At 62.7% G+C, this 26,641-nt stretch carries 26 protein-coding genes; 19 read left to right on the top strand and 7 right to left on the bottom strand.

What is annotated here, in order from left to right; all coding sequences use genetic code 11:
* Positions 1–35: 35 nt before the first annotated feature.
* The 10 genes from flaF (at position 36) to EXZ48_RS12620 (ending at position 6,632) form a co-directional block, all read left to right on the top strand.
* Positions 36–389, top strand: a complete 354-nt coding sequence (gene flaF / locus EXZ48_RS12665; RefSeq protein ID WP_024270943.1) for a flagellar biosynthesis regulator FlaF — start codon at positions 36–38, stop codon at positions 387–389.
* Complete coding sequence (gene flbT, locus EXZ48_RS12660; RefSeq protein WP_024270944.1) at positions 386–832, top strand: flagellar biosynthesis repressor FlbT; 447 nt, start codon at positions 386–388, stop codon at positions 830–832. The genes flaF and flbT overlap by 4 nt, the downstream gene beginning before the upstream one ends.
* Complete coding sequence (gene flgD, locus EXZ48_RS12655) at positions 826–1,275, top strand: flagellar hook assembly protein FlgD (protein ID WP_024270945.1); 450 nt, start codon at positions 826–828, stop codon at positions 1,273–1,275. Before flbT ends, flgD begins: the two co-directional genes overlap by 7 nt.
* A complete protein-coding gene (gene fliQ / locus EXZ48_RS12650) occupies positions 1,272–1,538 on the top strand; it encodes a flagellar biosynthesis protein FliQ (RefSeq protein WP_023516601.1) in 267 nt (88 codons plus the stop codon). Before flgD ends, fliQ begins: the two co-directional genes overlap by 4 nt.
* A gap of 107 nt (positions 1,539–1,645) precedes the next feature.
* The gene (gene flhA, locus EXZ48_RS12645; RefSeq protein ID WP_024270946.1) at positions 1,646–3,733 is read left to right on the top strand and encodes a flagellar biosynthesis protein FlhA; all 2,088 of its coding nucleotides are present in this window, start codon (positions 1,646–1,648) and stop codon (positions 3,731–3,733) included.
* A complete protein-coding gene (gene fliR, locus EXZ48_RS12640; RefSeq protein ID WP_023517399.1) occupies positions 3,730–4,482 on the top strand; it encodes a flagellar biosynthetic protein FliR in 753 nt (250 codons plus the stop codon). The genes flhA and fliR overlap by 4 nt, the downstream gene beginning before the upstream one ends.
* Positions 4,483–4,484: 2 nt before the next feature.
* Positions 4,485–4,883, top strand: coding sequence for a hypothetical protein (locus EXZ48_RS12635; RefSeq protein ID WP_024270947.1), 399 nt, complete (start codon positions 4,485–4,487; stop codon positions 4,881–4,883).
* 280 nt (positions 4,884–5,163) lie between these two features.
* Positions 5,164–5,721: a rod-binding protein gene (locus EXZ48_RS12630; protein ID WP_023515742.1), complete on the top strand. Its 558-nt coding sequence runs from the start codon at positions 5,164–5,166 to the stop codon at positions 5,719–5,721.
* 15 nt (positions 5,722–5,736) lie between these two features.
* Complete coding sequence (locus tag EXZ48_RS12625) at positions 5,737–6,105, top strand: hypothetical protein (protein WP_023515741.1); 369 nt, start codon at positions 5,737–5,739, stop codon at positions 6,103–6,105.
* Positions 6,102–6,632, top strand: coding sequence for a hypothetical protein (locus EXZ48_RS12620; RefSeq protein ID WP_023515740.1), 531 nt, complete (start codon positions 6,102–6,104; stop codon positions 6,630–6,632). Before EXZ48_RS12625 ends, EXZ48_RS12620 begins: the two co-directional genes overlap by 4 nt.
* Positions 6,633–6,714: 82 nt before the next feature.
* On the opposite strand, the gene EXZ48_RS12615 is transcribed toward EXZ48_RS12620, so the two are convergent.
* Positions 6,715–7,518: a WecB/TagA/CpsF family glycosyltransferase gene (locus EXZ48_RS12615; protein ID WP_130516283.1), complete on the bottom strand. Its 804-nt coding sequence runs from the start codon at positions 7,516–7,518 to the stop codon at positions 6,715–6,717.
* 526 nt (positions 7,519–8,044) lie between these two features.
* Between EXZ48_RS12615 and folD the strand changes: the two genes are divergently transcribed.
* Complete coding sequence (gene folD / locus EXZ48_RS12610) at positions 8,045–8,944, top strand: bifunctional methylenetetrahydrofolate dehydrogenase/methenyltetrahydrofolate cyclohydrolase FolD (protein WP_023515738.1); 900 nt, start codon at positions 8,045–8,047, stop codon at positions 8,942–8,944.
* Between the two features lie 190 nt (positions 8,945–9,134).
* Here the strand turns inward: folD and EXZ48_RS12605 are convergent, their stop codons facing one another.
* Positions 9,135–10,163, bottom strand: coding sequence for a substrate-binding domain-containing protein (locus tag EXZ48_RS12605; protein ID WP_037408163.1), 1,029 nt, complete (start codon positions 10,161–10,163; stop codon positions 9,135–9,137).
* Between the two features lie 329 nt (positions 10,164–10,492).
* Here EXZ48_RS12605 and EXZ48_RS12600 point away from each other — a divergent pair, with 329 nt between their 5' ends.
* The 6 genes from EXZ48_RS12600 to EXZ48_RS12575 all read left to right on the top strand — a co-directional run bounded on the left by EXZ48_RS12600 (position 10,493) and on the right by EXZ48_RS12575 (position 17,607).
* A complete protein-coding gene (locus tag EXZ48_RS12600; RefSeq protein WP_371687656.1) occupies positions 10,493–11,833 on the top strand; it encodes an ABC transporter substrate-binding protein in 1,341 nt (446 codons plus the stop codon).
* Between the two features lie 189 nt (positions 11,834–12,022).
* Positions 12,023–13,033, top strand: a complete 1,011-nt coding sequence (locus tag EXZ48_RS12595; RefSeq protein ID WP_023516575.1) for a carbohydrate ABC transporter permease — start codon at positions 12,023–12,025, stop codon at positions 13,031–13,033.
* A gap of 1 nt (position 13,034) precedes the next feature.
* On the top strand, positions 13,035–14,180 hold the full coding sequence (locus tag EXZ48_RS12590; RefSeq protein WP_130516280.1) for a carbohydrate ABC transporter permease: 1,146 nt from the start codon (positions 13,035–13,037) through the stop codon (positions 14,178–14,180).
* 80 nt (positions 14,181–14,260) lie between these two features.
* Positions 14,261–15,913 carry an alpha-glucosidase gene (locus tag EXZ48_RS12585; protein WP_130516278.1) on the top strand — a complete coding sequence of 551 codons (1,653 nt, stop codon included), beginning with the start codon at positions 14,261–14,263 and terminating at the stop codon, positions 15,911–15,913.
* 81 nt (positions 15,914–15,994) lie between these two features.
* Positions 15,995–17,086, top strand: a complete 1,092-nt coding sequence (locus EXZ48_RS12580) for an ABC transporter ATP-binding protein (RefSeq protein ID WP_130516276.1) — start codon at positions 15,995–15,997, stop codon at positions 17,084–17,086.
* Between the two features lie 107 nt (positions 17,087–17,193).
* Complete coding sequence (locus tag EXZ48_RS12575; RefSeq protein ID WP_023511846.1) at positions 17,194–17,607, top strand: hypothetical protein; 414 nt, start codon at positions 17,194–17,196, stop codon at positions 17,605–17,607.
* A gap of 196 nt (positions 17,608–17,803) precedes the next feature.
* Here EXZ48_RS12575 and edd read toward each other — a convergent pair whose 3' ends face one another.
* The 5 genes from edd to EXZ48_RS12550 form a co-directional block, all read right to left on the bottom strand.
* Positions 17,804–19,624, bottom strand: coding sequence for a phosphogluconate dehydratase (gene edd, locus EXZ48_RS12570; RefSeq protein ID WP_130516274.1), 1,821 nt, complete (start codon positions 19,622–19,624; stop codon positions 17,804–17,806).
* Positions 19,625–19,748: 124 nt separating this feature from the next.
* Positions 19,749–20,447 carry a 6-phosphogluconolactonase gene (gene pgl, locus EXZ48_RS12565; RefSeq protein ID WP_130516272.1) on the bottom strand — a complete coding sequence of 233 codons (699 nt, stop codon included), beginning with the start codon at positions 20,445–20,447 and terminating at the stop codon, positions 19,749–19,751.
* Positions 20,448–20,456: 9 nt separating this feature from the next.
* Entirely contained in the window at positions 20,457–21,929 is a 1,473-nt protein-coding gene (gene zwf, locus EXZ48_RS12560; protein ID WP_023511849.1) for a glucose-6-phosphate dehydrogenase, read from the bottom strand.
* Between the two features lie 96 nt (positions 21,930–22,025).
* Positions 22,026–23,309: an FAD-binding oxidoreductase gene (locus tag EXZ48_RS12555; RefSeq protein WP_130516270.1), complete on the bottom strand. Its 1,284-nt coding sequence runs from the start codon at positions 23,307–23,309 to the stop codon at positions 22,026–22,028.
* Positions 23,310–23,406: 97 nt separating this feature from the next.
* Positions 23,407–24,846, bottom strand: a complete 1,440-nt coding sequence (locus tag EXZ48_RS12550) for a glutamine synthetase family protein (protein ID WP_024270950.1) — start codon at positions 24,844–24,846, stop codon at positions 23,407–23,409.
* Between the two features lie 169 nt (positions 24,847–25,015).
* Between EXZ48_RS12550 and EXZ48_RS12545 the strand changes: the two genes are divergently transcribed.
* Positions 25,016–26,197, top strand: coding sequence for an NAD(P)/FAD-dependent oxidoreductase (locus EXZ48_RS12545; protein ID WP_130516268.1), 1,182 nt, complete (start codon positions 25,016–25,018; stop codon positions 26,195–26,197).
* Between the two features lie 159 nt (positions 26,198–26,356).
* Complete coding sequence (locus EXZ48_RS34860) at positions 26,357–26,497, top strand: hypothetical protein (RefSeq protein WP_165909348.1); 141 nt, start codon at positions 26,357–26,359, stop codon at positions 26,495–26,497.
* Positions 26,498–26,641 lie beyond the last annotated feature (144 nt).

Raw genomic sequence — 26,641 nt, 5'->3', positions numbered from 1 at the left:
ACCAGAGGGTACGGACACACATGAAGGATGTCTGAATGTACCAGTTTTCATATGCCGAGATCATGGAGGAAGGCGTCGCCGTCTCGAAAGATCGGGAACGGCAGGTCCTCGATCGGTCGATTGCGCTCCTGAAAGCGGCAATGGCCAGCGATGGCGGCAACCAGAGCCGGGAGGCTATCGAGGCGATCTACTTCACGCGCCGCGTCTGGATCCGCTTCATCGAAGATCTCGGAGATTCGGAAAACCAGCTCGAAGCGGAGCTGCGAGCCAACCTCATCTCCATCGCCATCTGGATACTCAAGGAAATCGAGAAGATCCGCAAACGCGAATCCTCGAACTTCCAGGGCATCATCGACATCACCACCATCATCAAGGATGGCATAAAATGAAAAGTACACTGCGTATATCGCTGAAGTCTGGTGAGCGCATTTTCGTCAACGGCGCAGTTCTCAGGGTCGATCGTAAGGTCGCGATCGAGTTCCTGAACGATGTCACGTTCCTTCTGGAGAACCACGTCCTGCAGCCGGAACAGGCGACCACGCCGCTTCGCCAGCTCTATTTCATCGCGCAGATGTCGCTGATCAATCCGGAAGGCGCCGAACAGTCGATCGCCATGTTCCGCAAGTCGGTGATCATGCTGCTCTCGTGCTTCAAAAACGAGGAAGTGCTGGCGGAGCTCAAGCGCGTCGACGCGCTGGTCACGCAGGGCCGCGCCTTCGAAGCCCTGAAGGCGATCCGCGCGCTTTACCCGATCGAGGATCGCATCCTCAACAACCAGGAAATGGCACCGGCCACGATCGAACAGATCCGCAGGGAGATTGCACCATGGTAACGCCCGTCGGCGCCGCATCGGCGGCAGAAAAGCCCTACACTCCGACCGTCACCGGCGCCGAATCCGGCACCGACGAGAAGTCGGCGACCATCAACTACGAGAGCTTCCTGAAGCTGCTCGTGGCGCAGATGAAGAACCAGGATCCGACCGAGCCGATGGATGCGACCCAGCAGATGGCGCAGCTTGCGACCTTCTCCCAGGTCGAGCAGACCATCAAGACGAACAAGAACCTGGAAAGCCTGCTGCAGCGCACCTCGCTGCAGGAAGCCAACTCCGTCATCGGTCGCACCGTTACCAGCGAGGACGGCAAGATTTCTGGCGTGGTCAAGGAAGTCACGCTATACAATGACGGCATCGTCGCGACACTTGATTCGGGCAAGACCCTCGTCATCGGCCCCGGCGTGAAGATCAGCGAACCCAAGGCGAGTGATCCCGAAACGTGAATGAGGCAGACGCCCTCGATATAGCGCAAGCCGCCATCTGGACGGTGGTCGTGGCCTCCGGCCCGGCCGTGCTTGCGGCTATGATCGTCGGCGTCGCCATTGCCTTCGTGCAGGCGCTGACCCAGGTGCAGGAGATGACCCTCACCTTCGTGCCGAAAATCCTGGCGATCTTCGTGACGATCGCCATCTCTGCCCCGTTCATCGGCTCGCAGATCTCCATTTTCACGAACATCGTCTTCTCCCGAATAGAAAGCGGCTTCTAGTCCGCTCCTGCCACCCTCGCGCAAGCTTCGCCGGGTAGGTCATGAGATGAAATGGGCGACGCGTGTGACGCGCCGCCGCCTCTCATGACGAGACGGGACGCATTCAGATGGCGCAAGTACCGGCAATAAACCTTCCGAAGGTCAGCCCCAGCGGCCGCGATATCGCATTCGCCGTCGGCATCCTGACAATCCTGTCGATCCTCTTCCTGCCGATCCCGGCCTTCATGATCGACATCGGGCTGGCGTTCTCCATCGCCTTCTCGGTGCTGATCCTGATGGTCGCGCTGTGGATCCAGCGCCCGCTCGACTTCTCGTCCTTCCCGACGGTTCTCCTCATCGCGACCATGGTGCGCCTCGCGCTCAACATCGCGACGACGCGCGTCATCCTCTCGCATGGCAACGAGGGACACGATGCCGCGGGCGGGGTGATCGCCGGCTTTGCAAGCCTTGTCATGTCCGGTGATTTCGTCATCGGTATCATCGTCTTCATGATCCTCATCGTGGTGAACTTCATCGTCATCACCAAGGGCGCGACGCGTATCGCGGAAGTCGGCGCCCGCTTCACCCTCGATGCCATTCCCGGCAAGCAGATGTCGATCGACGCCGACCTTTCGGCCGGCCTCATCGACGAGAAGCAGGCGCAGCTGCGTCGCCGCGAACTGGAAGAGGAAAGCTCCTTCTTCGGCTCGATGGATGGTGCCTCGAAATTCGTGCGCGGCGATGCCATTGCCGGCCTGCTCATCACCGCCATCAACGTCTTCGGCGGCATCATCATCGGCTATTTCCGCCACGGCATGGAGCTGGGCGAAGCCGCCGACGTCTTCGTCAAGCTGTCGGTCGGTGACGGCCTTGTCTCGCAGATCCCGGCCCTCATCGTCTCGCTCGCCGCTGGCCTTATCGTCTCGCGCGGCGGCACGGCGGGCTCCACCGACCAGGCCGTCGTCAACCAGCTGTCCGGTTATCCGCGCGCGCTCTTCGTCGCCTCCGGCCTGATGATCCTGCTGGCGCTGATGCCGGGCCTGCCGTTCTTCCCGTTCATGGCACTGGGTGGTCTCATGGCCTTCGGCGCCTGGATCATTCCGCGCCGCATTGCCGAGGAAAACCGCGTCAAGCGCGAGCAGGAGGCCCAGCAGGTCCAGCAGAGCCGCGACCAGGAGAAGGATTCGGTCAAGTCGGTGCTGAAGACTGCCGAAATCGAGCTTCTGCTCGGCAAGCAGGTCTCCACGCGCCTTCTCGGCGCGCATCAGGAGCTTGCCTTCCGCGTCGGCAAGATGCGCAAGAAGTTCGCTGGGCAGTACGGCTTCGTCGTGCCGGAAATCAAGGTGTCGGATGACATCTCCATTCCCGACAAGTCCTATCAGATCCGAATCCATGGCACGACGATCGCATCCAACATCGTGCGCGTCGGCGAAGTCCTCGTCGTCACCGGCGGCGGCCGCAAGCCGAGCGTGCCGGGTGACGATATCCGCGAACCCGCCTTCGGAATGCCGGCCGTGTCGATCCTTGAAACCTTCGCAGACGACCTGCGCCGTGAAGGTTTCCACCCGATCGACAACGTCTCGGTGGTTCTCACGCACCTGTCCGAAGTCATCCGCAACAACCTGCCGCAGCTCCTGTCCTACAAGGACGTCAAGGTGCTCATCGAGCGCCTGGATCCGGAATACCGCAAGCTCGCGGACGAGATCTGCTCGTCGCACATGTCCTATTCCGGCCTTCAAGCCGTCCTCAAGCTGCTGCTCGCCGAGCGCGTCTCGATCCGCAACCTGCATCTCATCCTGGAAGCGGTCGCCGAGCTTGCCCCGCATGTGCGCAAGACCGAGCAGATCGTCGAGCACGTGCGCATCCGCATGTCGCAGCAGATCTGCGGTGACCTTGCGGAGAACGGCGTGTTGCCCGTGCTGCGCCTCGGCAACAAGTGGGACATGGTCTTCCACCAGGCGCTCAAGCGCGACACCAAGGGCGAAATCGTCGAATTCGATATCGATCCGCGCCAGCTTGAGGAGTTTTCCGAGCAGGCAACCCGGGTTATCCGCGAGTTTCTCGATCGCGGCACGCCCTTTGTACTGGTCACGTCGCCCGAATCCCGCTCTTATGTGCGCATGATCATCGAGCGCCTCTTCGCCACATTGCCGGTTCTCTCGCATGTCGAGCTCGCCAAGGGCATCGAGATCAAGATCCTCGGCTCCATTTCATGATAACGGACCCGCAGGGCACGGTGCTGGCGCTGTTCGCCGCCTTCTGCCGTGTCGGCGGGTGCTTCATGCTGCTGCCGGGCTTCTCTTCCGCGCGCCTCACCGTACAGATCCGTCTGTTCCTTGCGGTGGCGGTTTCCATGGCGGTGCTGCCGATCCTGTGGGACACGATCTACCCCCGCACGTCGGGCTCGCTCGACAGCTATCTCTCGCTGATCGTCTTCGAGACCCTGACGGGCGCCGTTATCGGCCTCATCGCCCGCTACTATGTGCTTGGCCTGCAATTCGCCGGCACGGTATTGACGATGATGATGGGCTTCAATGCGCCGCCGACGCCCGATGTGCTTGAGGACACGGCAGAAAACCAGCTGACGAACCTGCTTTCCTTTGCCGGCCTGATGGTGCTCTTCATGCTAGATTTCCATCATGTCGTCATGCGGGCGCTGGTGGAATCCTACAATGTCATGCCGATCGGTGCCGGCTTCAATCCGCAGGGCGCGCTGATCACGCTCACCGATACGCTGAGCCAGACCTTCATGATCATGCTGAGGCTCGCGAGCCCCTTCATCCTCTACGGTCTTGTCTTCAACGTGGCCGTCGGCCTCATCAACAAGCTGGCGCCGCAGATCCCGATCTATTTCGTCTCGCTGCCCTTCATCATCACCGGGGGGCTGCTCCTGCTCTACTTCGGCATCTCCTCTCTGCTCGAGATCTTTGCGGCCGGCTTCACCCCGGTCTTCCGGGGGGAATAGCGATGGCGCAGAACCGCTCGGACAAGCTGAAGCGTCTCGTCAGCGTGCAGCGCCATCTGGAGAAGATGGCGGAGATCGACCTTGCCAATACCACGCGCCAGCGCGAGGAGGTCAGCGAGACGATGGAGGTCGTCGCGGGCGCCATCAACTCGCTGGATCCGATCCATCGCGGCTTTTCGCGGCACTATTCCGGCCAGTACAGCAAGTTGCAGCAGCAGGACCAGATGCTGGCCAATGTGCAGCAGATGCACGAGATGCGCGTGGTGCGCGAGCGCACCAAGGGCGACCGCATGGAAGAGCATCGCAAGGAAGCCCGCAGCGCCGAGGAGCGCGAGGCCGCCGACAATTCGATCTACGACCTCATCGACCAGCACATCGCCTACAAGGGCAATGACGATTAGGTGGTTTTGGAATAAGGCGCTGTAAGGACAGGCGATTTCTCGCGGCCTTTTCAAGCTTGCGTCAATATGGATTTACTCTGCAGCCGCGTCACGACTTCGTCATCTGCCACCAGCCTCCCGTAAGGTTGAGCAGCGATAGTCGCATCAGGACGATGACGGGGTTTGCCGAAGCAGCCGCAGGTGCGGCGCGGGCGGATCTGCTGTCCTGAACGGTCAGAGGCCGGCGAACCGCCATGAGGACGGGTTCGGCTCACGAGGATCACCTGAAAGGCTCAAGGACGTGGCAATTTCTCCCCCCAGCGACCTGGTGCTCGATGTCGTGCGTGCTGCCGACCCGACCCAGGTTCAGGAAGCGCAAGCCAGGCTGAAGTCGAACAAGGCCGCCTTCGAGGCGACGAGCCTTGCCGAGGCCGGCGCAGGCTTCCAGGCCACCGTCGGCAGCATTCTCAACCGGGATGCGGCCGGCGCCCAGTCGGCACAAGGCGTGTCCGCCGTGGGCGGCAAGGCCGTGCCGGAGCATATGCGCAAGTTCGAATCGATGGTGCTGCAGAATTTTGTGAAGTCCATGCTGCCGACCGACAGCGAGGAAATGTACGGCAAGGGCACGGCCGGCGAAATGTGGCGCGGAATGATGGCCGATCAGCTCGGCGAGGCGCTTGCCAAGGGCGGCGGCATCGGCATTGCCGAAAGCCTTGCCAAGAGCAGCGGCATCGGCGCGGCTTCGCCCGAGAAGGACAAGAATACCGACCGTGTCGCAGCCGGCATGGTGCAGGCCCTGCAGCGGCAAGCCTTTGCCGATCTGACGCCGGGCATCAAGGAACACGAGACGAAGATCTAAGCGGAGAACAACAAAATGGAACAGGCAACCAACGAACTGCGGATCCGCACCGTCCTCGGCCGGCTCGAAACGATCATCGACAACGAGAACGACAATATCGGTCGTGATCCCGATTTCGATCTGCCAACCTCGAACGCCCACAAGAGCCGCTGCCTCTATGAGCTGGCGATGCTGACGCGCGACGTGCGCCCTGACGAGGTGCCGCAGACCTTCTCCAGTCAGCTCGGCCGGGTGCGTGAAAAGCTCGCCACCAACGCCCAGCGTGTTTCCGCCCATCTGGAGGCCGTGCGCGAAGTCGTCTCTATCCTGAAGAATGCCGTGCAGGATCTCGAGGCGGACGGTACCTATTCGCAGGAGCAGTTCCGCCTGGGTTACGGCACATGATCAAGCTCATCGGCACCGGCGTCTGGATTCTCGCCATCACGCTCGCCTCGGTCTATTTTTCGCTGAAGATGGCCTCGGCCCCCAAGGTGGACACGGCCGCGGCCGAGCGCGAAGCGGCGCTGGAATTCGTCAGCGGATACACGACGACGGTGCCTGTGATCGGGGAGGGCGGCGTCAATGGCTACCTGCTGACCAAGCTTGCCTACAAGGCGAACAAGGAGCTGGCGGCCAAGCAGACCGTTCCCCTGCCGCAGATGATCACCGACGAGCTTTATACACTGCTCGTCGGCAAGAAGATGATCGACGTTGCGACGGTTGGCAGCTTCGACGTCGAAGCCTTCCGCGGCATCGTCAAGGAAGGGCTGAACCGCCGTTTCGGGGCGGAGGTCATAGCCGAGGTCTATGTCGAGCAGATCGACTACATCACCACCGCATCCGTGCAGGACCCCGCGCCCAAGCGTGGCCAGACGCTCGTCAAGGGCGAGGTTCCGGCCGGCAAACCGGCGGAAAAGAGCGGCGGCCACTAAGGCAATTCCGGCCGAAGGGAACCGGAGAGGCTTCAGGCGCTTAGCGCGGATACATGCATTCGTATGAGTCTGGCCGGCCGCCTCAGAGCGAGCCGGCCTTTGCCGTGTGACCGTCGTCCCGTACCATCACCGTGCCGGACAGCTTGTAGCGCAGCACATGATAGGCGAAGGCAGCCTGTGCCCTGTGCTGGGGCAGGCGCGACGGCGCCTTCATCAGCCGGTAGAACCAGCCGAGCCGGAACCGCCGAACGGCCTCGGGGATCGCGGGGGTGTTACCGGCGAGCGCATCGAACAGCGGGCCGAGACTGAGCACCAGCCGTGCATGGCCGGGGCCGACATGCCGGTCGATCCATTTCTCCTGCGCCGGGCTACCCATGGAAACGAGCAGGATGTCGACATTCGCCTCCCGCACCCGCTCCATGATCGCATCCGACTGGCCCTGGTCGAAATGGCCGTCGGCGATGGGCAGGAACTCGTGCCAGGGCGTATGCTGGCGAAGGGTGTCTGCGGCGCGCACCAGCGTCTCGGATTGTGCACCGATCAGCGCAACGCGCATCGGTTTTGCAATATAGGTGAGGAGCGCTGGAACGAAGGCGATGCTTGTCAGGTTCGCCGGGAACTTGCGGCCGTGGAACACCATGGAGGCGATATCGACGCCGTCGCCGTCGGGCAGCACGACCTGGCGCTCCAGTACGGAACGGTATTCGGGATCGCGCATCATCAGGTTGGCATTGCCGGGATTGATGAAGGCGATGACGCTTTGGCCGAAGGGCATGGTCGCCACCTCCTCCGCGAAGGCGAAGGCTTCCGCCCAGCCAAGATCGCAGACCGGCAGGCCGAGAATATCCCGCTGCGAGGCGGTGATGTTGCCGGACACGAGGTTCATGGCAAGGGTCCTTTCGAAACGTCCGCAGGCGGGCAGCGGCCGGTCTTCAAGGTCGTCATGACCTCGAAAGCGGCGGGTTCGACGGGATCTGTGGGATAGGGCGTCATGCTGTTCCCGCAAGGCTGCTATTGGTGCCTGCCGATTTAGCAAGTTCCCCTGAAAGGCCGTTTAAGGATTTCCCGAAAAGGCGGCGGACCGTGTTCACGCATTGCTAACCATGATGGTACGCTGCCGATAAATTCTTTGAAAAACAACCATTTGAGTTTTCGTACTCCGGCTGCTTCAAGAAAAAGAATCCCGCAATCTGCGTCAAAAAAGGACTTTCTGCATGGCTGTGCGCGGTTCCGTCATGCCGCGGTCCTGCCTTTCATTGCTGACAGGAAAAAGCACTTTCGTCGGCCGGATCTGTGCTTTCCGGCAGGATATGCTTGAAATTATGCGTTTTGGACAGCATAGGGCGTTAAGAGGCCATCCCGCCGCGCGGGCGTCCCACTAGAGTGGGCGCACTTCATCCAGGGAGAGAAATGTGACCACCATTATCGATGGGAAGCAGGTTGCCGCTTCCGTGATTGACACCGTGAAGTCCGCTGCCGCTGCCCTGGAGAAGGATGCCGGCGTGAAGCCTGGTCTTGCCGTCATCATCGTCGGCGACGATCCGGCAAGTCACGCCTATGTCTCTTCCAAGAGCCGCATGGCCAAGGAATGCGGCTTTACCTCCATCCAGCATACGCTGCCGGAGCAGACCACGCAGGAGGAGCTTGCCCGCCTCGTCGAGACGCTCAACGCCGACGAGACCATCCATGGCATCCTGGTCCAGCTGCCACTGCCGAAGCACCTCGATTCCGAGCCGATCATCCAGTCGATCAAGCCGGAAAAGGATGTTGACGGCCTGCACGTCGTCAACGCCGGCAAGGTCGCGACGGGCGATCTCGAAGGAGGGCTCGTCTCCTGCACGCCGGCCGGCGCCATGGTTTTCGTACGCCGCACGCATGGCGAGGACTTGTCCGGCCTCAACGCCGTGGTGATCGGCCGCTCGAACCTCTTCGGCAAGCCGATGTCCGCTCTGCTCCTCGCCGCAAACGCGACGGTGACGACCGCCCATTCGCGCACGAAGGATCTCGCGGGCGCCTGCCGCAATGCTGATATCCTCGTTGCTGCTGTCGGCCGCCCGGAAATGGTAAAGGCCGACTGGGTGAAGCCGGGCGCGACCGTCATCGATGTCGGAATCAACCGCATCGCCGCGCCGGAAAAGGGGGAGGGCAAGTCCCGCCTCGTCGGCGACGTCGCCTTCGATGAGGTTGCCAAGGTTGCCGGTGCCATCACCCCGGTTCCCGGTGGTGTCGGTCCGATGACCATTGCCATGCTGATGGCCAACACGGTCATTGCCGCCTATCGCAAGGCCGGGCGCACGCCACCGAAGTTCTGAGCGGAAACATCATCGGTCCAGAGCGGCCCCTCATCCGGCCTGCCGGCCACCTTCCCCCCGCAAGCGGGGAAGAAGTGCCGCGCCGCCTTCTTCAGTCACTCGTCATTCGTGGGGGCGTCCCCTCTCCCCGCCTTGGGGGGAGAGGGTTCGGGTGAGGGGCAGGGCCCGGCGCAGTGCCCTCCTCAGAAGCCTACTTCCCCGCCGGCGCCGGGCCTGTCGAAGCGCGCACGATGAGGTCCGTCTTCCAGAGCTCCTGCTGTGGGAGCGTCTCGAGCGTCAGGATGTCGGCGATGAGGCGGCGGGCGATGCGCTGGCCGGCGGCACGCAGCGACGAGCGGGTCGTCGTCAGCGGCACCATGAAATTCTCCGGCTTCAGCATGGGCAGCACGTCGTCATGGGCGATGAGCGAAATGTCTACGCCGAGCTTCAGCCCTGCCTGGTTAATCGCCCGGACGGCGCCAAGCGCCAGGACCGTGCTGGAACACAGGACCGCGGTCGGCGGCGCTTCAAGCTGGAGGAAGCGCTCCATGGCGCGAAACCCGTGTTCGTCCGTCATTTGCGAATGCTGCACGCAGTCGTCGCGCAAGGTGAGGCCGTGCTCGGCAAGCGCCCGCTCCGTACCTTTCTTGCGGCGGATCGAGAAGGCGAGATAATCCGGTCCGTTGATCAGCGCGAGATGCCGGTGACCGAGCTGCACCAGCAGCCGTGTCGCATCGTAGAAGGCGCCGGTGTTGTCGATGTCGAGATAGGGATAGTCCGTCGGCACGCCGATCGACCGACCGTGCACGACGAAGGGCGTCTTCAACGTCTTCATCATGGCAATGCGCGGGTCCTTCTCGCGCATATAGGCGAGGAACAGCGCATCCACATTGCCGCTCGCCACCAGCCGCCGACAGGTGGCGACCTCTTCTTCCGGATGGCTCGGGTTGATGACGAAATGAAAGTCGTGCTTGACCGCCTCGTCGCCGAGGCCGGCGAGGAATTCGCCGAAATGCACGTCGGATTCGATGCCATCGGCCGTCGGCATGACAAGGCCGATCGAGCCCGCCCGGCCCGTTGCCAGCCGTTGCGCCGCCCGGTTCGGCCGGTATCCAGTCTCGCGGACAGCGTCGAGCACGCGCTGGCGTGTCTCGGCATTGACCTCCGGATAACCGTTCAATGCTCTGCTCACGGTTGTCTGGGAGAGGCCCAGCAACTGCGATAATTGCTTGAGATTCACATGCTTAGCTTTCTTGAAACATTAAAAGCGCTTTGGATGTCTTCTCTTTTCGTTCCCTGGATATGTCCCAAAGCGTTTTGGCATGTAACATCAGCAAATCATTTAGGAAAAGCGGATTTGGCCTTTTTGCGCCGCAAAACTACGCTGCACTGCGTTAAATCCTGCGTTTTTATCCACAAACCTCTGAGGGGTACTTGACGAAGCTCGGAAGGAAATGGGATGAAAGGAAATCCAAAGCGCTTTGAATTTTGGGGTATTTTAGAGAATGCCTGCCCCGGGAGAGGGCGGGTTTGCTATGGGAGGCAAATCTCGTGAAAAAGACATTGCTGATGACGGCCGCGCTCGCTCTTTTGATGGCGAGCGGCGCCGCTGCGGCCGACTTGAAATTCAAGCCGGGCGAGGATTCCAAGTTCAACTGGCAGAGTTTCGAGGATTTCAAGAAGGGCCACGACCTCAAGGGTCAGACGCTGACCATTTTCGGCCCCTGGCGCGGTGAGGACGAGGCGCTTTTCAAGATCGTCTACGCCTATTTCACCGAGGCGACGGGCGTCGAGATCAAATATTCCTCTTCCGAAAACTACGAGCAGCAGATCGTCATCGACACCCAGGCCGGCAGCCCGCCTGACGTCGCCATCCTGCCGCAGCCGGGCCTCATCGCTGACCTTGCCTCCAAGGGTTATCTGACCCCGCTCGGCGACGAGACCAAGCAATGGCTGCTCGACAATTACGCCGCCGGCCAGTCCTGGGTCGATCTTTCGACCTACAAGGGCAAGGACGGCAATGCCGCGCTCTTCGCCTTCCCCTACAAGATCGACGTGAAGTCCCTCGTCTGGTACGTGCCGGAAAATTTTGAAGATGCCGGCTACGAAGTGCCGAAGACCATGGAAGACCTGAAGGCGCTGACCGAGCAGATCGTCGCCGACGGCGGCACGCCCTGGTGCATCGGTCTCGGTTCCGGCGGCGCGACCGGCTGGCCGGCGACCGACTGGGTCGAAGACCTGATGTTGCGCACCGCTTCCCCGGAAACCTACGACAAGTGGGTAAAGAACGAAATCCCCTTCACCGATGCTTCGGTGGTCGGCGCGCTCGATGAATTCGGCTGGTTCGCCAAGAACGACAAGTTCGTCGATGGCGGCGCGGCGGCGGTCGCCTCCACCGACTTCCGCGACAGCCCGAAGGGCCTCTTCGCCTCGCCGCCGAAATGCTACCTGCACCATCAGGCGTCGTTCATCCCGTCCTTCTTCCCGGAAGGCACCGTTGTCGGCGAGGATGCGGACTTCTTCTACATGCCGCCCTATGCCAGCAAGCCGGAACTCGGCAATCCCGTGCTCGGCGCAGGCACGCTCGCGATGATCACCAAGGACACGCCGCCCGCCCGCGCGTTCATCGAGTTCCTGAAGACGCCAATCGCGCACGAACTGTGGATGGCGCAGACCAGCTTCCTGACGCCCTACAAGAGCGCCAACAAGGAGGCCTATGCCAATGCGCCGATGAAGAAGCAGGGCGAGATCCTGCTCAATTCGACGACCTTCCGTTTCGACGGTTCGGACCTGATGCCGGGCAAGATCGGCGCGGGTGCATTCTGGACCGGTATGGTCGATTTCGTCGGCGGCAAGTCCGCGGCCGATGTCGCCGGCGGCGTGCAGAAGGCCTGGGACGCCATCAAGTAACATCCTGGCGAACCGGCCGGCAGCCGCCGGCCGGTTTTCCCGAGCATGCAAACGTGCAGCCGGACCATGCGGTGGCCAAGCCGCGTGAACAGTCGATGTGGCTTCGGAAGACGTCAAGCAAACACCTGAAGCGAAGGCCGCGCTGCACGAAAAGAAGCCGTAGGGGACTTTTCCAGGGGAGGGACTGCCGTGCAGCAATTGTTATTCGCCGTCTTCACGATGGTCGGGGGCGTTCTCGCCTGCGTCCTCTACTTCTTCGGGACGAATTTCCTGCTCGACAGGATGTTTCCCTCCAAGGGGCTGACGGGCGCGCAGGCTTCGAAGAACCTGCGCATCACCAATGCGATCCGGCCCTGGCTGTTCATGGCGCCTGCGCTCTTCGCACTGACGATCTACCTCGTCTATCCCGTCTTCGAGTCCGTTCGACTCGCTTTCCATGACCGCACGGGCCAGCAGTTCGTCGGCTTCAGCAATTTCGCCTGGATGATCAACGACGGCGAGTTCCGCCAGTCGATCTTCAACAATTTCCTCTGGCTGCTGGTGGTGCCGGCGCTCTCCACCTTCTTCGGCCTGATCGTCGCCGCGCTGACCGACCGCATCTGGTGGGGCAACATCGCGAAAACGCTGATCTTCATGCCGATGGCGATCTCCTTCGTCGGCGCCGCCGTCATCTGGAAATTCGTCTACGACTACCGCGCCGAAGGCTCCGAGCAGATCGGCATCCTCAATGCCATCGTCGTCGCCATGGGCGGCTCGCCCGAAGCGTGGATGACCATCCCCTTCTGGAACAACTTCTTCCTGATGGTCATCCTGATCTGGATCCAGACGGGTTTTGCCATGGTCATCCTCTCGGCGGCGCTGCGCGGCATTCCGGAGGAGACGATCGAGGCGGCCGTCATCGACGGTGCCAATGGTTTCCAGATCTTCTTCAAGATCATGGTGCCGCAGATCTGGGGCACGATCGCCGTCGTCTGGACGACGATCACCATCCTGGTGCTGAAGGTCTTCGACATCGTGCTCGCGATGACCAACGGCCAATGGCAGACGCAGGTTCTGGCGAACCTGATGTTCGACTGGATGTTCCGCGGCGGCGGCGATTTCGGGCGCGGCGCGTCCATTGCCGTCGTCATCATGATCCTGGTCATACCCATCATGATCTGGAACATCCGCAACGCCACCAAGGAAATGGAAGGCCACTGAGATGATCGCCTCGTCCCGTTCGCCGCTCGTCTTCGCCGTCCATCTTTCCGTCCTTCTGCTCGTCGCGCTCTGGACCCTGCCGACGGCGGGCCTCCTGATCTCCTCGCTGCGCGACAAGGACCAGCTCGCCGTCTCCGGCTGGTGGACCGCGCTTTCCACCTCCTCACAGAACCTGACCGGCCGCGCTGCCGCCCCGGAGGCGCAGGTCGAGCGTGACGGCAAGTTCGTCATATCCGGCAATTTGCTGGAAGGCAGTGACGCAAAGGTCTCCGCCTTCGGCTTCCGCCCCTTGCAGCCGACCGCCTTCGAGGCCGGCGCTGCCGCCGATATCGGCGACGGCCAGACGCTGACCGTCAAGGAGGACGGCAGCTACGAGATCGTTTCGCCGACGAAGATGGAGGGCACGCGCGGCCAGCGCATCTTCTATACCGCCTCCGCGCCGCCGCGCTTTACCCTCGACAACTATCGCGAAGTCCTGAATGCCGAGGGCATCGGCAGGTCCTTCATCAATTCGCTCACCGTGGCGATCCCCGCAACGATCATCCCGATCCTCGTTGCCGCCTTCTGCGCCTATGCGCTCGCCTGGATGCCCTTTCCGGGCCGGGCGATCCTGATCGCTGTCATCGTCGGCCTGCTCGTCGTGCCGCTGCAGATGTCATTGATCCCGCTGCTGCGGCTCTATAACGGCGTCGGCGCCTTCTTTGGCGTGCCGGCGAAGACCTATGTCGGTATCTGGCTCGCCCATATGGGCTTCGGCCTGCCGCTCGCGGTCTATCTCCTGCGCAACTACATGGCTGGCCTGCCGCGCGAGATCATGGAATCGGCCCGTGTCGACGGTGCGTCGGATTTCGATATCTTCGTGAAGATCATCCTGCCACTGTCTTTCCCGGCACTCGCCTCCTTCGCCATCTTCCAGTTCCTGTGGACCTGGAACGACCTGCTCGTCGCCATGGTCTTCCTCGGCGCGGGCAACGAGGAGCTCGTTCTGACCGGGCGTCTCGTCAACCTTCTGGGCTCGCGCGGTGGCAACTGGGAAATCCTTACGGCGTCCGCCTTCATCACCATCGTCGTTCCTCTGATCGTCTTCTTCAGCTTGCAGCGTTATCTCGTGCGCGGCCTGCTGGCGGGCTCGGTCAAGGGTGGCTGACGAAGGCAGTTGCCACAAAAGCGTGAAGCGGTTTGCATTCGCAATCGCGTAAAAAATCAAAGATGCACAGGACAAGCAGCATGACGATGTCGGATTCCACCCTTCTCGTACCGGACAAGGACTGGTGGCGTGGCGCGGTGATCTACCAGATCTATCCGCGCTCCTATCAGGATACCAACGGTGACGGGATCGGCGACCTCAGGGGGATTGCGGAGCGGCTTTCCCATGTCGCCTCCCTCGGTGTGGATGCGATCTGGATATCGCCCTTCTTCACCTCGCCGATGAAGGATTTCGGCTACGATGTCTCCGACTACCAGGACGTCGATCCGATCTTCGGTGCGCTCGCCGATTTCGATGCGCTGATCGCCGAGGCGCATCGCCTCAACATCCGCGTGATGATCGACCTCGTGCTGTCGCACACCTCGGACAAGCATCCCTGGTTCGTCGAAAGCCGTTCCCGGCGCACCAATCCGCGGGCGGACTGGTATGTCTGGGCCGATTCCAAACCGGACGGCACGCCGCCGAACAACTGGCTGTCGATCTTCGGCGGTTCGGCCTGGCAATGGGATCCGACGCGCCTGCAATATTACATGCACAATTTCCTGACCTCGCAGCCGGACCTCAACCTGCACAATCCGGAAGTGCAGAATGCGCTGCTCTCGGTTGCCCGCTTCTGGCTGGAGCGCGGCGTCGATGGCTTCCGTCTCGACACGATCAACTTCTACTTCCACGACAAGGAGCTGCGTGACAACCCGTCGCTCGCCCCCGAGCGCCGCAACGCCCAGACCGCGCCGGCCGTGAACCCCTACAACTACCAGGAACATCTCTACGACAAGAACCAGCCGGAAAATCTGGAGTTCCTCAAACGGTTCCGTGCGGTCATGGAGGAGTTTCCGGCCATCGCTGCCGTTGGCGAGGTGGGCGACAGCCAGCGCGGCCTTGAAATCGCCGGTGAATACACGTCCGGCGGCGACAAGATGCACATGTGCTACGCCTTCGAGTTCCTTGCGCCCGAACCGCTGACACCGGCCTTCGTCGCAGACACGCAGCATGCCTTGGAAAAGGCGGCGCCCGAGGGCTGGGTCTGCTGGGCCTTCTCCAACCACGACGTTATGCGCCATGTCAGCCGCTGGGGCAGCGCCGTCACCGATCATGAGGCCCATGCCAAGCTGCTGGCCAGCCTGCTGATGTCGCTGCGCGGCTCGGTCTGCATCTACCAGGGCGAGGAGCTGGCCTTGCCGGAAGCCGAGCTTGCCTATGAGGACCTGCAGGATCCCTATGGCATCCAGTTCTGGCCGGATTTCAAGGGCCGCGACGGCTGCCGCACGCCGATGGTCTGGGAAAGCACCGAGCTGTCCGGCGGCTTCAGCAAGGGAAAACCCTGGCTTCCAGTGCCGGCCGTTCATCTCGAGCGCGCTGTCGACATACAGGAGGGGGATGCGGCCTCGGTGCTTGCGCACTACCGGCGCTTTCTTGCCTTCCGCAAGGAGCACGTGGCATTGGTGAAGGGCGAGATTGCGTTTCAGTCGGCCGAAGGCGCGATCCTTTCCTTCGTGCGCACGCACGGCAACGAGAAGGTTTTCTGCGCTTTCAACATGAGCCCGATCGCGCGCCTTGCGGATTTGCCCGATGGCACGCTGCAGGTTCTGGAGGGCCACGGGTTTGAAAGCATGATGCATGCGGAAAGCATCGAACTTCCGGCCTGGAGCGGGTTTTTCGCGCGCTTCGTGTAACCGGTCAGAACAATTCCGGCGAAAGTGGAAGGCGGGTCGCCTCCGGAACTGCGCCAAACAGGGACTATAGGGGAGAGAGACATGACAGGGCTGGTACTCAAGGATATCCGCAAGTCCTACGGCGCGGTGGATGTGATCCACGGCATCGATCTCGATATCAAGCAGGGCGAGTTCATCGTCTTCGTCGGCCCGTCCGGCTGCGGCAAGTCGACCCTGCTGCGCATGATCGCGGGCCTTGAGGAGATCAGCGGCGGCGAGATGACGATCGACGGCGAGCGCGTCAACGACGTGCCGCCTTCCAAGCGTGGTATCGCCATGGTGTTCCAGTCCTATGCGCTCTATCCCCACATGACCGTCTTCGACAACATGGCCTTCGGCATGCGCATCGCTGGCGAAAGCAAGGAGGAGATCGACCGGCGCGTGCGCTCGGCTGCCGATATCCTCCAGCTCACCAAATATCTCGACCGCCTGCCCAAGGCGCTCTCCGGCGGCCAGCGTCAGCGCGTCGCCATCGGTCGCGCCATCTGCCGCAATCCGAAGGTCTTCCTGTTCGACGAACCGCTGTCCAACCTCGACGCTGCCCTGCGCGTGGCGACGCGAATCGAGATCGCCAAGCTCAACGAGCAGATGGCCGACACGACGATGATCTACGTGACGCATGACCAGGTCGAGGCGATGACGCTTGCCGACCGCATCGTCGTGCTCTCGGCCGGCCATATCGAACAGGTCGGTCCGCCTCTGGAACTCTACGAGCGCCCGGCAAACCTCTTCGTCGCCCGCTTCATCGGTTCGCCCGCGATGAACATCATTCCCGCGAAGATCACGGCGGCCGGCGCTTCGACGGAGCTGGAGCTGACGGGCGGGCGCCGCTCCAGCGTTGACATCCCGACGGCGGCTTCCGAAGTCGGCAAGACCGCGAGCTTCGGCGTACGGCCGGAAGACCTTCAGATCACGACTGGCGAGGATTTCCTCTTCGAGGGTACGGTGTCGATCGTCGAGGCGCTCGGCGAAGTGACGCTGCTGTATATCGACGGTCTCGTGCAGGGCGAGCCGATCATCGCCAAGATCCCGGGCATCCTCGACGTCAAGCGTGGCGACCGGGTGCGGTTCACGGCGGACAAGGCGAAGCTGCATCTCTTCGATGCGGCCGGAAAGAGTTATCGCGCATCCTGAAGGCGAAGGGGAAGCGGCAGGATTTAGCCCTGCCGCTCAACCCGATGTTAAGCGTTGCTCCCCTAGGCTTTTGCCGAAAGCAGACAGTGCCGGGGGGCAGCAGGCCGATGGGTATTCAGGGATCCGTACCGCGTAACAACTACCTGAACAAGGAAGAGTCCTTCATGTACGATCGGGAGAAGAGCTTCCCGATGGAGGACACCTGCAACGAGGCGCGCATCGAGTTCACCGAGAACGGCGGTCTCGTCAACCTGGTCTCCCGCCGCTGCCTGATCACCAAATTGTCGCGCAGCGGTGCCGTCATCACGATGACGACGAAGTTCCAGCTGCCACGCAACTTCTACCTCGACATCGTCAGCGCCCGCCTGCCGATGATCGGTTGCCTGACGCAGCGCGTCTACACCAACGACATCGTCGAAGCGCGCTTCCTGCGCCTGCTCTCCGACAAGGATCTGCAACGCATCTTCGTCTATTCGACGCACCGGAACCATCACGGCCGGACGCTGGATATTTATAGCTGACGTTTTGGGGGCTGCCCCTCATCCCGCTGCCGCGACCTTCTCCCCGCAGGTGGGGAGAAGGGGAATGTGGCGATGCTTTCCCCAAACAATGAGCGGGGAGAGATAGTGGGGCTTGGCCTCTTGTTTCCTTCTCCCCGTTTACGGGGAGAAGGTGGCCGGCAGGCCGGATGAGGGGCGGCAGCGCCCCGACCACCCATCAGGCAAACAGCACGCTCGCCCCATGGTCGGCCGGTCCTGCGATGGCGCGGAAGGGTGCAAAAAGCTCGCGCCCCATGCCGAATTCGTTGCCCGAGAGATCGGCCGTCGCCTGCGGGCGGGCGGCGAACTCGGCGGCATTCACCAGAACCTCGATCGTGCCGTGGGTCGCATCCAGCCGGATGATATCGCCGTTGCGGATGCGGCCGATCGGGCCGTTGTCGACAGCCTCCGGCGTGACGTGGATGGCTGCCGGCACCTTGCCGGATGCGCCGGACATGCGCCCGTCGGTGAGGAGGGCAACGCGCTGACCGCGGTCTTGCAGGATACCGAGCACGGTGGTCAGCTTGTGCAATTCCGGCATGCCGTTCGCCTTCGGCCCCTGGAAGCGCACGACGGCGATGAAATCGCCCGTCAGCTCACCGGCCTTGAAGGCGACATTGAGTTCCTGCTGGTCGTGGAACACCTTTGCCGGCGCCTCGATGACATGGCGCTCCGGCTTTACCGCCGAAATCTTGATGACGGCGCTGCCGATATTGCCGGTCAGCATCTTCAGGCCACCCGTGGGCTGAAAGGGTGTCTCGATATTGGCGAGCACCTTCGGATCGTGGCTGATCTTCGGCGAGCGTTCACGCACGACCGCGCCGTTTTCGCCGAGCTTCGGGTCGATCGTATAGGCCTGCAGGCCCTGACCGTAGACGGTGCGCACGTCGTCATGCAGCATGCCGGTCTTCAAAAGCTCCTGAATGAGGAAGCCCATGCCGCCGGCGGCGTGAAAATGGTTCACGTCGGCAAGGCCGTTCGGATAGACGCGGGCGAGCAGCGGCACCACGTCGGACAGCTCGGAAATGTCCTGCCAGGTGAGCACGATGCCGGCGGCGCGTGCCATGGCGAGAAGGTGCAGCGTGTGGTTGGTCGAGCCGCCCGTCGCATGCAGGCCGACGACGCCGTTGACGATGGAGCGCTCGTCGATCATTTCGCCGGCCGGGGTGAATTCATTGCCCTGTGCGGTGATGGCGAGCGCGCGCTTGGCGGCTTCCTTGGTCAGTGCGTCGCGCAGCGGGGTGCCAGGATTGATGAAGGAGGCGCCGGGCATATGGAAGCCCATGATCTCCATCAGCATCTGGTTGGAGTTGGCGGTGCCGTAGAAGGTGCAGGTGCCGGGGCCGTGGTATGACTTCGACTCGGCTTCCAGCAGTTCTTCCCGGCCGGCCTTGCCTTCGGCATAGAGCTGGCGCACGCGGGCCTTCTCGTCGTTCGGCAGGCCCGAGGTCATGGGACCTGCAGGAATGAAGATGGCGGGCAGATGCCCGAAGGTGAGGGCCGCGATCGTCAGGCCCGGCACGATCTTGTCGCAGACGCCGAGATAGACGACCGAATCGAACATGTTGTGCGACAGGCCGATGCCGGCCGCCATGGCGATGAGGTCGCGCGAGAAGAGCGACAGTTCCATGCCCGGCTGGCCCTGCGTGACGCCGTCGCACATGGCCGGCACGCCGCCGGCGACCTGCGCCACGCCGCCCGCCTCCCGCGCGGCCTCGCGGATCAGCGCCGGATAGGTCTCGAACGGCTGGTGGGCCGAGAGCATGTCGTTGTAGGAGGTGATGATGCCGAGGTTCGGAACGCGGTCGCCGGCGAGCGCATCCTTCTCGGCGGGGGAACAGACGGCAAAGCCGTGCGCGAGGTTGCCGCAGGAGAGCACCGAACGGTGCACGCCCTTGGAGATGGCGGCGCGCACACGCGCGAGATAGGATTCGCGATGCGGCTTCGAGCGTTCGACGATGCGGGCTGTAATGGCTTCGATGCGTTTATCGGCGGACATGGGAGCTATCCTTACCTCTCTCGATGGCATTTTCGCATGCGGCAACGCGCGGGAGAGCTGCGCTGTCCGCTTCAATCATCGGCGTTACGCGCCGGGTGAAACCGGTATTACCCGGCAGGGTGCTTCAGGGCGCCCAGTAGATATCGATCGGCGTTGCTGCGCGGCGCAGCATGGCGCGGATCGGCATGTCGCTTTCCGGTCCGTCGGCTTCTGCCGCGGCAAGCACGTCCTTCTTGCCCTGGCCCTCGATATGAAGCACCAGAAGGCGGGCATCCTGGAGGCTGGCGAAGGTGAAGGTGAGGCGGGTCTCGCCTGCGCCTTCCGCTTCCATGGTGATTACGCCACGCGGGGTTTCCGGCGAGATCGCCTCGGCAAGCCGGCTGCCGCCGGGGAAGAAGGACGCGGTGTGGCCGTCCGTACCCATGCCGAGAATGGCGACATCGAAAGGATGGCCAAGAGCCTCGGCGTCCCCCGAAACGATCGTCGCGGCTTCCTCCGCACTGCCGGCGTCACGATAGAGCGGCAGGAAGCCTGCGGCCTTCGCCTTGCCCTGGAGCAGGTTGTCGGCGACGAGCTGGTGGTTCGAGCGCGGATTGTCCGCGGGAACGAAACGCTCATCGACAAGGGTGATCGTCACCTTGCCCCAGTCGATGTCTCGGTTCGACAGTGCCTTGAAGAAGGCTTTTGGCGTCGAGCCGCCGGAGACCGCGATGCTGGCGCGGCCCCGGCTGGCAACGGCGTCGGCCAGCACGCCGGAAACCCGGTCTGCCAGTCCCTCGGCCAAGGCTGCGCCATCCCTGAATTCATGCAGTCTCGCGCTCATCGGGCTTCCTTACGTTTCGTGCCAGGTGCGGCCGTCGCGCTCGATGAGGGCGATGGCCTGGCTCGGACCCCAGGTGCCGGCGGTGTAGCCCTGCGCCTGCTGGCCCGTCGCTTCCCAGGCCTTCAGGATCGGGTCGATCCAGCGCCATGCGGCTTCCACTTCGTCGCGCCGCATGAAGAGCGTCTGGTTGTTCCTGATGACGTCGAGCAGCAGGCGCTCGTAGGCGTCGGCATTGCGGGCGTCGAAGGCTTCGGCAAAGCTCATGTCGAGCGAGACGTTGCGCAGGCGCATGCCGCCCGGGCCGGGGTCCTTGATCATCAGCGACTGCTTGACGCCTTCGTCCGGCTGAAGACGGATGATCAGCTGGTTCGCCTCGATGCGGCCGGCCGAGGGGTCGAAGATCGAATGCGGGATCGGCTTGAAGGTGATGACGATTTCCGACATGCGCGCGGCAAGCCGCTTGCCCGTGCGGATGTAGAAGGGCACGCCCGCCCAGCGCCAGTTGCCGATCTCGGCCTTGATGCCGACGAAGGTCTCCGTGTTGGAAACGCCGCCTTCCAGCTCCTCGAGGTAACCCTTGACCGGGCCGCCGGCCGAGGCGCCCGCGCGGTACTGGCCGCGTACGGTGAGGCGCTCGACATTGTACTGGTCGATCGGCTTGAGGGCGCGCAGAACTTTAAGCTTCTCGTCGCGCACGGCTTCCGCGTCCATGGAGGAGGGCACTTCCATGGCCACGAGGCAGAGAAGCTGCAGAATGTGGTTCTGCACCATGTCGCGCAGCGCACCGGCCTTGTCGTAGTAGCCGGCGCGGCTTTCAAGGCCGACGGCCTCCGCAACGGTGATCTGCACATGGTCGATATGGGCGGAGTTCCACAGCGGCTCGTAGAGCGCGTTGGCAAAGCGCAGCGCCATCAGGTTCTGCACCGTCTCCTTGCCGAGATAGTGATCGATGCGGAAGATCTGCTCTTCGCGGAACACCTTGCCGATCGTGTTGTTCAGCTCGTTGGCCGAGGCAAGGTCGCGTCCGATGGGCTTTTCGACGACGATGCGGGTCTGCTTGGTGATCAGCTTGTGGTCGCGGATCTTCTCCGAGATGTCGCCGAAGATGGCGGGGGCGACGGCGAGGTAGAAGGCCCGCACGCGTTCCTTGCCCTCATCGAGAAGCTCCTTCAGCTTGTCCCAGCCGCCGTCGGACTTGGCGTCGACGGCGACATAGAACAGCCGGTCGCAGAAGGTCTTGACTTCGGCCTCGTCGAATTCGCCGGGCTTCAGGTGCTCCTTCAGCGCATCCACGGCGAACTTGCGGTACTCCGCATCCGTATAGGCGGTGCGCGACGCGCCGATGATGCGCGTCGGGTCGGAAAGCTGGCCGGCGAGCTGCCGGTGGTAGAGGGCCGGAAGGAGCTTGCGTTCCGCAAGATCGCCGGTTCCGCCGAAGACGACATAGTCGAAAGGCTCAACGGGAATGATCTGGCTGCTCATCGGATATCTCGATCTCGTTCTGTTGCCGGGTGTTATAATCTAATCGATTTAAAAACACCAGCGTGCAACGCAACAAAATCGGTGCTTTCGACTCGATCAGAGCTTGTCGCGTAGCGCGTACCACGTCATGGCGAGGAACAGAAGCGGCGAGCGGAACCGGGCACCACCGGGGAAGGCCGGGATTTTCAGGGCCTTCAGCTGGTCGAGTTCCGCGCTGCCGCCGGTTACCCCCTCGGCGTAGAGTTTGCCACAATAGTTCGACAGCATGACGCCATGGCCGGAATAGCCACCGATCGTGGTGATGCCGGGCATGACTTCGCGCACATAGGGCTTGCGCGGCATGGTGATGCCGACGGAGCCGCCCCAGGCATGGGTGAGTTCTATACCCTTCAGTTCGGGATAGACTTCCTCGATCTGCCTGCGGATGGGCGGCGTCATGTCGTCGAGGTTTTCCGAATAGGCCTCGCGTCCGCCGAAAAGCAGGCGGCCGTCGCGGGTCTTGCGGAAATAGCGCACGACGAAACGCGTGTCGGCGATCGCCTCACCGCCGGGAATGACCGACGGGAACTTGTCGAGTGGCACGGTCGCACCGATGAAGGAACGGATCGGCATGACATGCGCGGCCGTCTTCGGTTCCAGATTGCCGATATAGGCATTGCAGCAAATCAGCGCCTTGTCGGCGCGGATCGTGCCCCGCGCGGTGGTGATGACAGCCTTGCCGCCCGCCCGTTCGATCTTCAGGGCGGGGGTCTTTTCATGCAGGTCTGCGCCGGCTGCCTTGGCCGCGCGGGCGACGCCGACGAGGAGTTTCATGGGGTGGATGTGGCCCGTGCCCGTGTCGCGCAGGCCGAAGAAGAAGCGCTTCGAGCCGACGCGCTCCTCGGTCTCCGCCCGGTCCATGTAGCTCAGGTGCTTGTAGCCGAAGCGGGTCGCGGCGATCTCGATATGGTCGCGGAATTCCTTCTCGTAGCTTGTCTTGTGGCTGACATTGAGCTGGCCGGGCACATAGTCGATATCGAGGGTCTGGCTTTCGGCGAAATCGTGGATGTAGCGCTTCGCGTTCTCCGCAAGGTCGAACAATGCCTTGGCGCGCTCGAAGCCGAGTTCGGCTTCCAGGCTTTCCGCCTCGGCGCGCTGGCCGGTGCCGAGCTGGCCGCCATTGCGGCCGGACGCGCCGTCGCCGAAGCGATGCGCCTCGATGAGCGTGACGCGCACGCCCTTCTTCGCGAGATTGTAGGCGGCCTGCAGGCCGGTGAAGCCGCCGCCGACAATGGCGACGTCGGTATCGACGGAGCCGTCGAGGGGGGCATATTCGGGGCGTTCGCCGACACTGGTCTCATACCAGGAGATGCCGGGAGAAATCGGGCTTTGCCAGGGCATTACACACACTCGTGTTCAAGAGGGTGCGGCGGCGCGCCGGGGCGCCGGCCGCTCTCAGGCTCAGATCTTGTCGGGCGGCCCGGACCGCCGGGGCCGCTCAGACGTTGAGCAGCAGGAACTCGCGTTCCCAGGGGCTGATCACCTGCATGAAGGTCTCGAATTCCCCACGCTTCACGCCGGCATAGAGGCCGATGAACTCCGCACTCAGCACCTCGGCCAGCGCCGGGTCGGATTCGAGCAGCGATACAGCCTCGAGCAGGCCGCGCGGCAGGTCGATCGATCCTTCGTTGGCGGTGTCTTCTGTGGGCGCCGTCGGTTCCAGCTCGTTCATGATGCCGAGCAGGCCGCAACCGAGCGAAGCTGCCAGCGCGAGATACGGATTGGCATCCGAACCCGGCAGGCGGTTTTCGACGCGGCGTGCGGCGGCATCCGACACCGGCACGCGGAACGCCGTCGTGCGGTTGTCGTAACCCCAGGCATTGTTCACAGGTGCCGACATGTCGGGCGTCAGGCGCCGGTAGGAATTCACATAGGGCGCCATCATGACGAGCGTCTTCGGCACATAGGCCTGCATGCCGCCGATGAACTGGAAGAATTCCTTCGAGGGCGAGCCGTCCGGATTGGAGAAGACGTTCTTGCCCGTTTCGATCTCCACCACAGACTGGTGGATATGCATGGCCGAACCCGCCTGTCCCTGCATGGGCTTGGCCATGAAGGTGGCATAGATGCCGTGTTTCAGCGCCGCCTCGCGGATCGTCCGCTTGAACAGGAACACCTGGTCGGCAAGCTCGACCGGATCGCCGTGGCGCAGGTTGATTTCGAGCTGCGCGGGGCCTTCCTCGTGGATCAGCGTATCGATCTCGAGGCCCTGTCGTTCGGAGAAGTGATAGATGTCGTCAATCAGTTCGTCGAACTCGTTGATCCCCGCGATGGAGTAGCCCTGGCCACCCTGGATGGCGCGGCCGGACCGGCCTTTCGGCGGATGCAGCGGATAGTCCGGGTCGTCGTTGACGGCGACGAGGTAGAACTCGATCTCCGGCGCAACGACCGGCTTCCAGCCACGGTCGCGATACATCTGCACGACGTTCTTCAGGACGTTGCGCGGCGTATAGGGCACGTTCTCGCCGGTCGAGCCGACGATGTCGCAGATGACCTGGGCGGTCGGGTCGCTCTCCCACGGCACGACGGACAACGTCGATAGATCCGGCAGCAGCTTCAGGTCGCTGTCGCGCGGTTCATAGCGGAAATTGCCCGTTTCCTCCGGATAGTCGCCGGAAATCGTGTGGCGATAAAGGGCGGAAGGCAGGGCGAGCGATGTGTTCGAGGTGAACTTCGACGACGGCATCATCTTGCCGCGCGGAACCCCCGCGAGGTCGGGCGTGATGCATTCGATGTCTTCGATGCCGCGGGCGCGAAGCCAGTCTGCGGCGTCCTTCCAGGTCTTTACCCCGCGCGGCACGCTGATGGCGGGAGGGATTTTGGTAGAGCGTGCAGCTTTTTCGATTGTAGGGATAACGACTTTCTTTTTGGACGGCATGAGACACCGGGTTTGGTTGATGATGATGCCATCATAGACGGAGTTTATTGCTTGGCTAGCTCCCCCCGGGGGGTAGAAAACGCGAATTCTTCAAGAAAATCTGTTTTTCCCGTCCCGATTGACTTTCGGTCGCGATAGCGGAAAGGAGAGGCAAACAAGGATCGCACACGTGGCAGAACGGCGGGACGTCGTCATCATCGGGGCAGGCGCGGCGGGCATGATGTGCGCCATCGAGGCGGGCAGGCGCGGGCGCCGCGCGCTCGTCATCGACCACGCCCGTGCGCCGGGCGAGAAGATCCGCATCTCCGGCGGCGGACGCTGCAACTTCACCAATATCCATGCGGGACCGAAGAACTTCCTTTCGGCCAATCCGCATTTCTGCAAGTCGGCGCTTGCCCGCTATACGCCGCGTGATTTCCTCGATCTCGTCGAGCGCCACCGCATCCCCTGGCACGAAAAGACGCTGGGCCAGCTCTTCTGCGACAGTTCGGCGAAGGACATCATCGCCATGCTGCTTGCCGAGATGAAGGCGGCGGGTGCAGAGTTGAGGCTGTCGATGCCGATCAGCGCCATCGAGCATGACGGTCAATCCTTCCGCGTGGGGACAGAGCATGGAACGGTCGAAGCGTCCTCGCTGGTCATCGCCACGGGCGGCAAGTCGATCCCAAAGATGGGCGCGACCGGCTTTGCCTACCGCGTTGCCGAACAGTTCGGCCTTGCGGTTACCGAAACCCGCGCCGGCCTCGTGCCCCTGACGCTCGATCCCGCGACACTTGCTGCCCATGAAGGCCTGCCGGGCGTGGCGGTCGATGTCGTCGCCCGCCACGGCAAGACGGAATTCCGCGAGGCGGCGCTCTTCACCCATCGCGGGCTCAGTGGCCCGGCGATCCTGCAGATCTCGTCCTATTGGCGGGAAGGGGAGGAGATTGCGCTCACCCTCTGCCCCGATGTGGATTTTGCGACGGTGATCGCCGCAGCGCGACGGGAAAACGGCCGGCAGGCGGTGCAGACCGTTCTTGCCGAGCACATGCCGAAGAAGCTTGCCCAGCTTCTCGTCACCGAGCTTGGCATCGACGGGCCGCTCGCCGAACAGCCGGGGCGCCGCATCGATGCGCTTCTTCAGCGTCTGAGGGACTGGCGCCTGCGCCCGCCCGGTTCGGAAGGCTACCGGACCGCGGAGGTCACACTCGGTGGTGTCGATACGGCTTTTCTTGATTCCCGCAGCATGGCCGCGAAGGCGGTGTCGGGGCTCTATTTCGTCGGCGAGGCGGTGGATGTGACGGGCTGGCTCGGCGGCTACAATTTCCAGTGGGCCTGGGCATCGGGCCATGCCGCGGGCGGGCACGCCTGACCTCGCGATACGGTCTTTACCGTCTTTTAAGACCTCGGGGCGGATGCTCTCGCTATGTCGGCGTTTCCAACCTTCCCTCGTGAAGGCGGAGGCAACATGATGTGGGCCGGCTGGCCGGATCATCCGGGTGTCTGTATCCGCGTAACGGAGTATCGCCGCATGCCTGCAAGACGCCGCCCCGCCCGTGCCATCGCGATTGCCGCTACCGCCGAGGAAAGCCGCCGGCGCCTCGTTGCGATTGGCATCCATTGCTCGCTTGCCGCGAGCCTTGTCATCGCCCTCGCTATTGCCGCGTTCTGACAGGCACCTGTCATAAATCGGTTTAAATAGTGATGGAATTTTAAAGATTGCCGCCGATCATCCGCCGCATAGGGTTCCGGATGCCGCGTCCCCATGACGGATGTCGACACGGCTGGCAATGACTGCTCCCCCGGATACGCGGCA

The sequence above is a fragment of the Shinella sp. JR1-6 genome (assembly GCF_004284735.1).
In the GTDB taxonomy this organism is placed as follows: Bacteria; Pseudomonadota; Alphaproteobacteria; order Rhizobiales; family Rhizobiaceae; genus Shinella.
Note: the sequence above shows the minus strand (reverse complement) of the source record. Positions and strands in the feature narration are given on the sequence as shown.

Coding starts and splice junctions, on each gene's coding strand:
- EXZ48_RS12550 (WP_024270950.1), bottom strand. CDS start 24,846: ATGCCGTCCAAAAAGAAAGTCGTTATCCCTACAATCGAAAAAGCTGCA.
- EXZ48_RS12580 (WP_130516276.1), top strand. CDS start 15,995: ATGACAGGGCTGGTACTCAAGGATATCCGCAAGTCCTACGGCGCGGTG.
- flhA (WP_024270946.1), top strand. CDS start 1,646: ATGGCGCAAGTACCGGCAATAAACCTTCCGAAGGTCAGCCCCAGCGGC.
- EXZ48_RS12590 (WP_130516280.1), top strand. CDS start 13,035: ATGATCGCCTCGTCCCGTTCGCCGCTCGTCTTCGCCGTCCATCTTTCC.
- EXZ48_RS12615 (WP_130516283.1), bottom strand. CDS start 7,518: ATGAACCTCGTGTCCGGCAACATCACCGCCTCGCAGCGGGATATTCTC.
- EXZ48_RS12585 (WP_130516278.1), top strand. CDS start 14,261: ATGACGATGTCGGATTCCACCCTTCTCGTACCGGACAAGGACTGGTGG.
- EXZ48_RS12625 (WP_023515741.1), top strand. CDS start 5,737: ATGGAACAGGCAACCAACGAACTGCGGATCCGCACCGTCCTCGGCCGG.
- pgl (WP_130516272.1), bottom strand. CDS start 20,447: ATGAGCGCGAGACTGCATGAATTCAGGGATGGCGCAGCCTTGGCCGAG.
- EXZ48_RS12600 (WP_371687656.1), top strand. CDS start 10,493: ATGACGGCCGCGCTCGCTCTTTTGATGGCGAGCGGCGCCGCTGCGGCC.
- EXZ48_RS12620 (WP_023515740.1), top strand. CDS start 6,102: ATGATCAAGCTCATCGGCACCGGCGTCTGGATTCTCGCCATCACGCTC.
- zwf (WP_023511849.1), bottom strand. CDS start 21,929: ATGAGCAGCCAGATCATTCCCGTTGAGCCTTTCGACTATGTCGTCTTC.
- edd (WP_130516274.1), bottom strand. CDS start 19,624: ATGTCCGCCGATAAACGCATCGAAGCCATTACAGCCCGCATCGTCGAA.
- flgD (WP_024270945.1), top strand. CDS start 826: ATGGTAACGCCCGTCGGCGCCGCATCGGCGGCAGAAAAGCCCTACACT.
- flbT (WP_024270944.1), top strand. CDS start 386: ATGAAAAGTACACTGCGTATATCGCTGAAGTCTGGTGAGCGCATTTTC.
- EXZ48_RS34860 (WP_165909348.1), top strand. CDS start 26,357: ATGCCTGCAAGACGCCGCCCCGCCCGTGCCATCGCGATTGCCGCTACC.
- EXZ48_RS12635 (WP_024270947.1), top strand. CDS start 4,485: ATGGCGCAGAACCGCTCGGACAAGCTGAAGCGTCTCGTCAGCGTGCAG.
- EXZ48_RS12575 (WP_023511846.1), top strand. CDS start 17,194: ATGGGTATTCAGGGATCCGTACCGCGTAACAACTACCTGAACAAGGAA.
- fliR (WP_023517399.1), top strand. CDS start 3,730: ATGATAACGGACCCGCAGGGCACGGTGCTGGCGCTGTTCGCCGCCTTC.
- EXZ48_RS12555 (WP_130516270.1), bottom strand. CDS start 23,309: ATGCCCTGGCAAAGCCCGATTTCTCCCGGCATCTCCTGGTATGAGACC.
- flaF (WP_024270943.1), top strand. CDS start 36: ATGTACCAGTTTTCATATGCCGAGATCATGGAGGAAGGCGTCGCCGTC.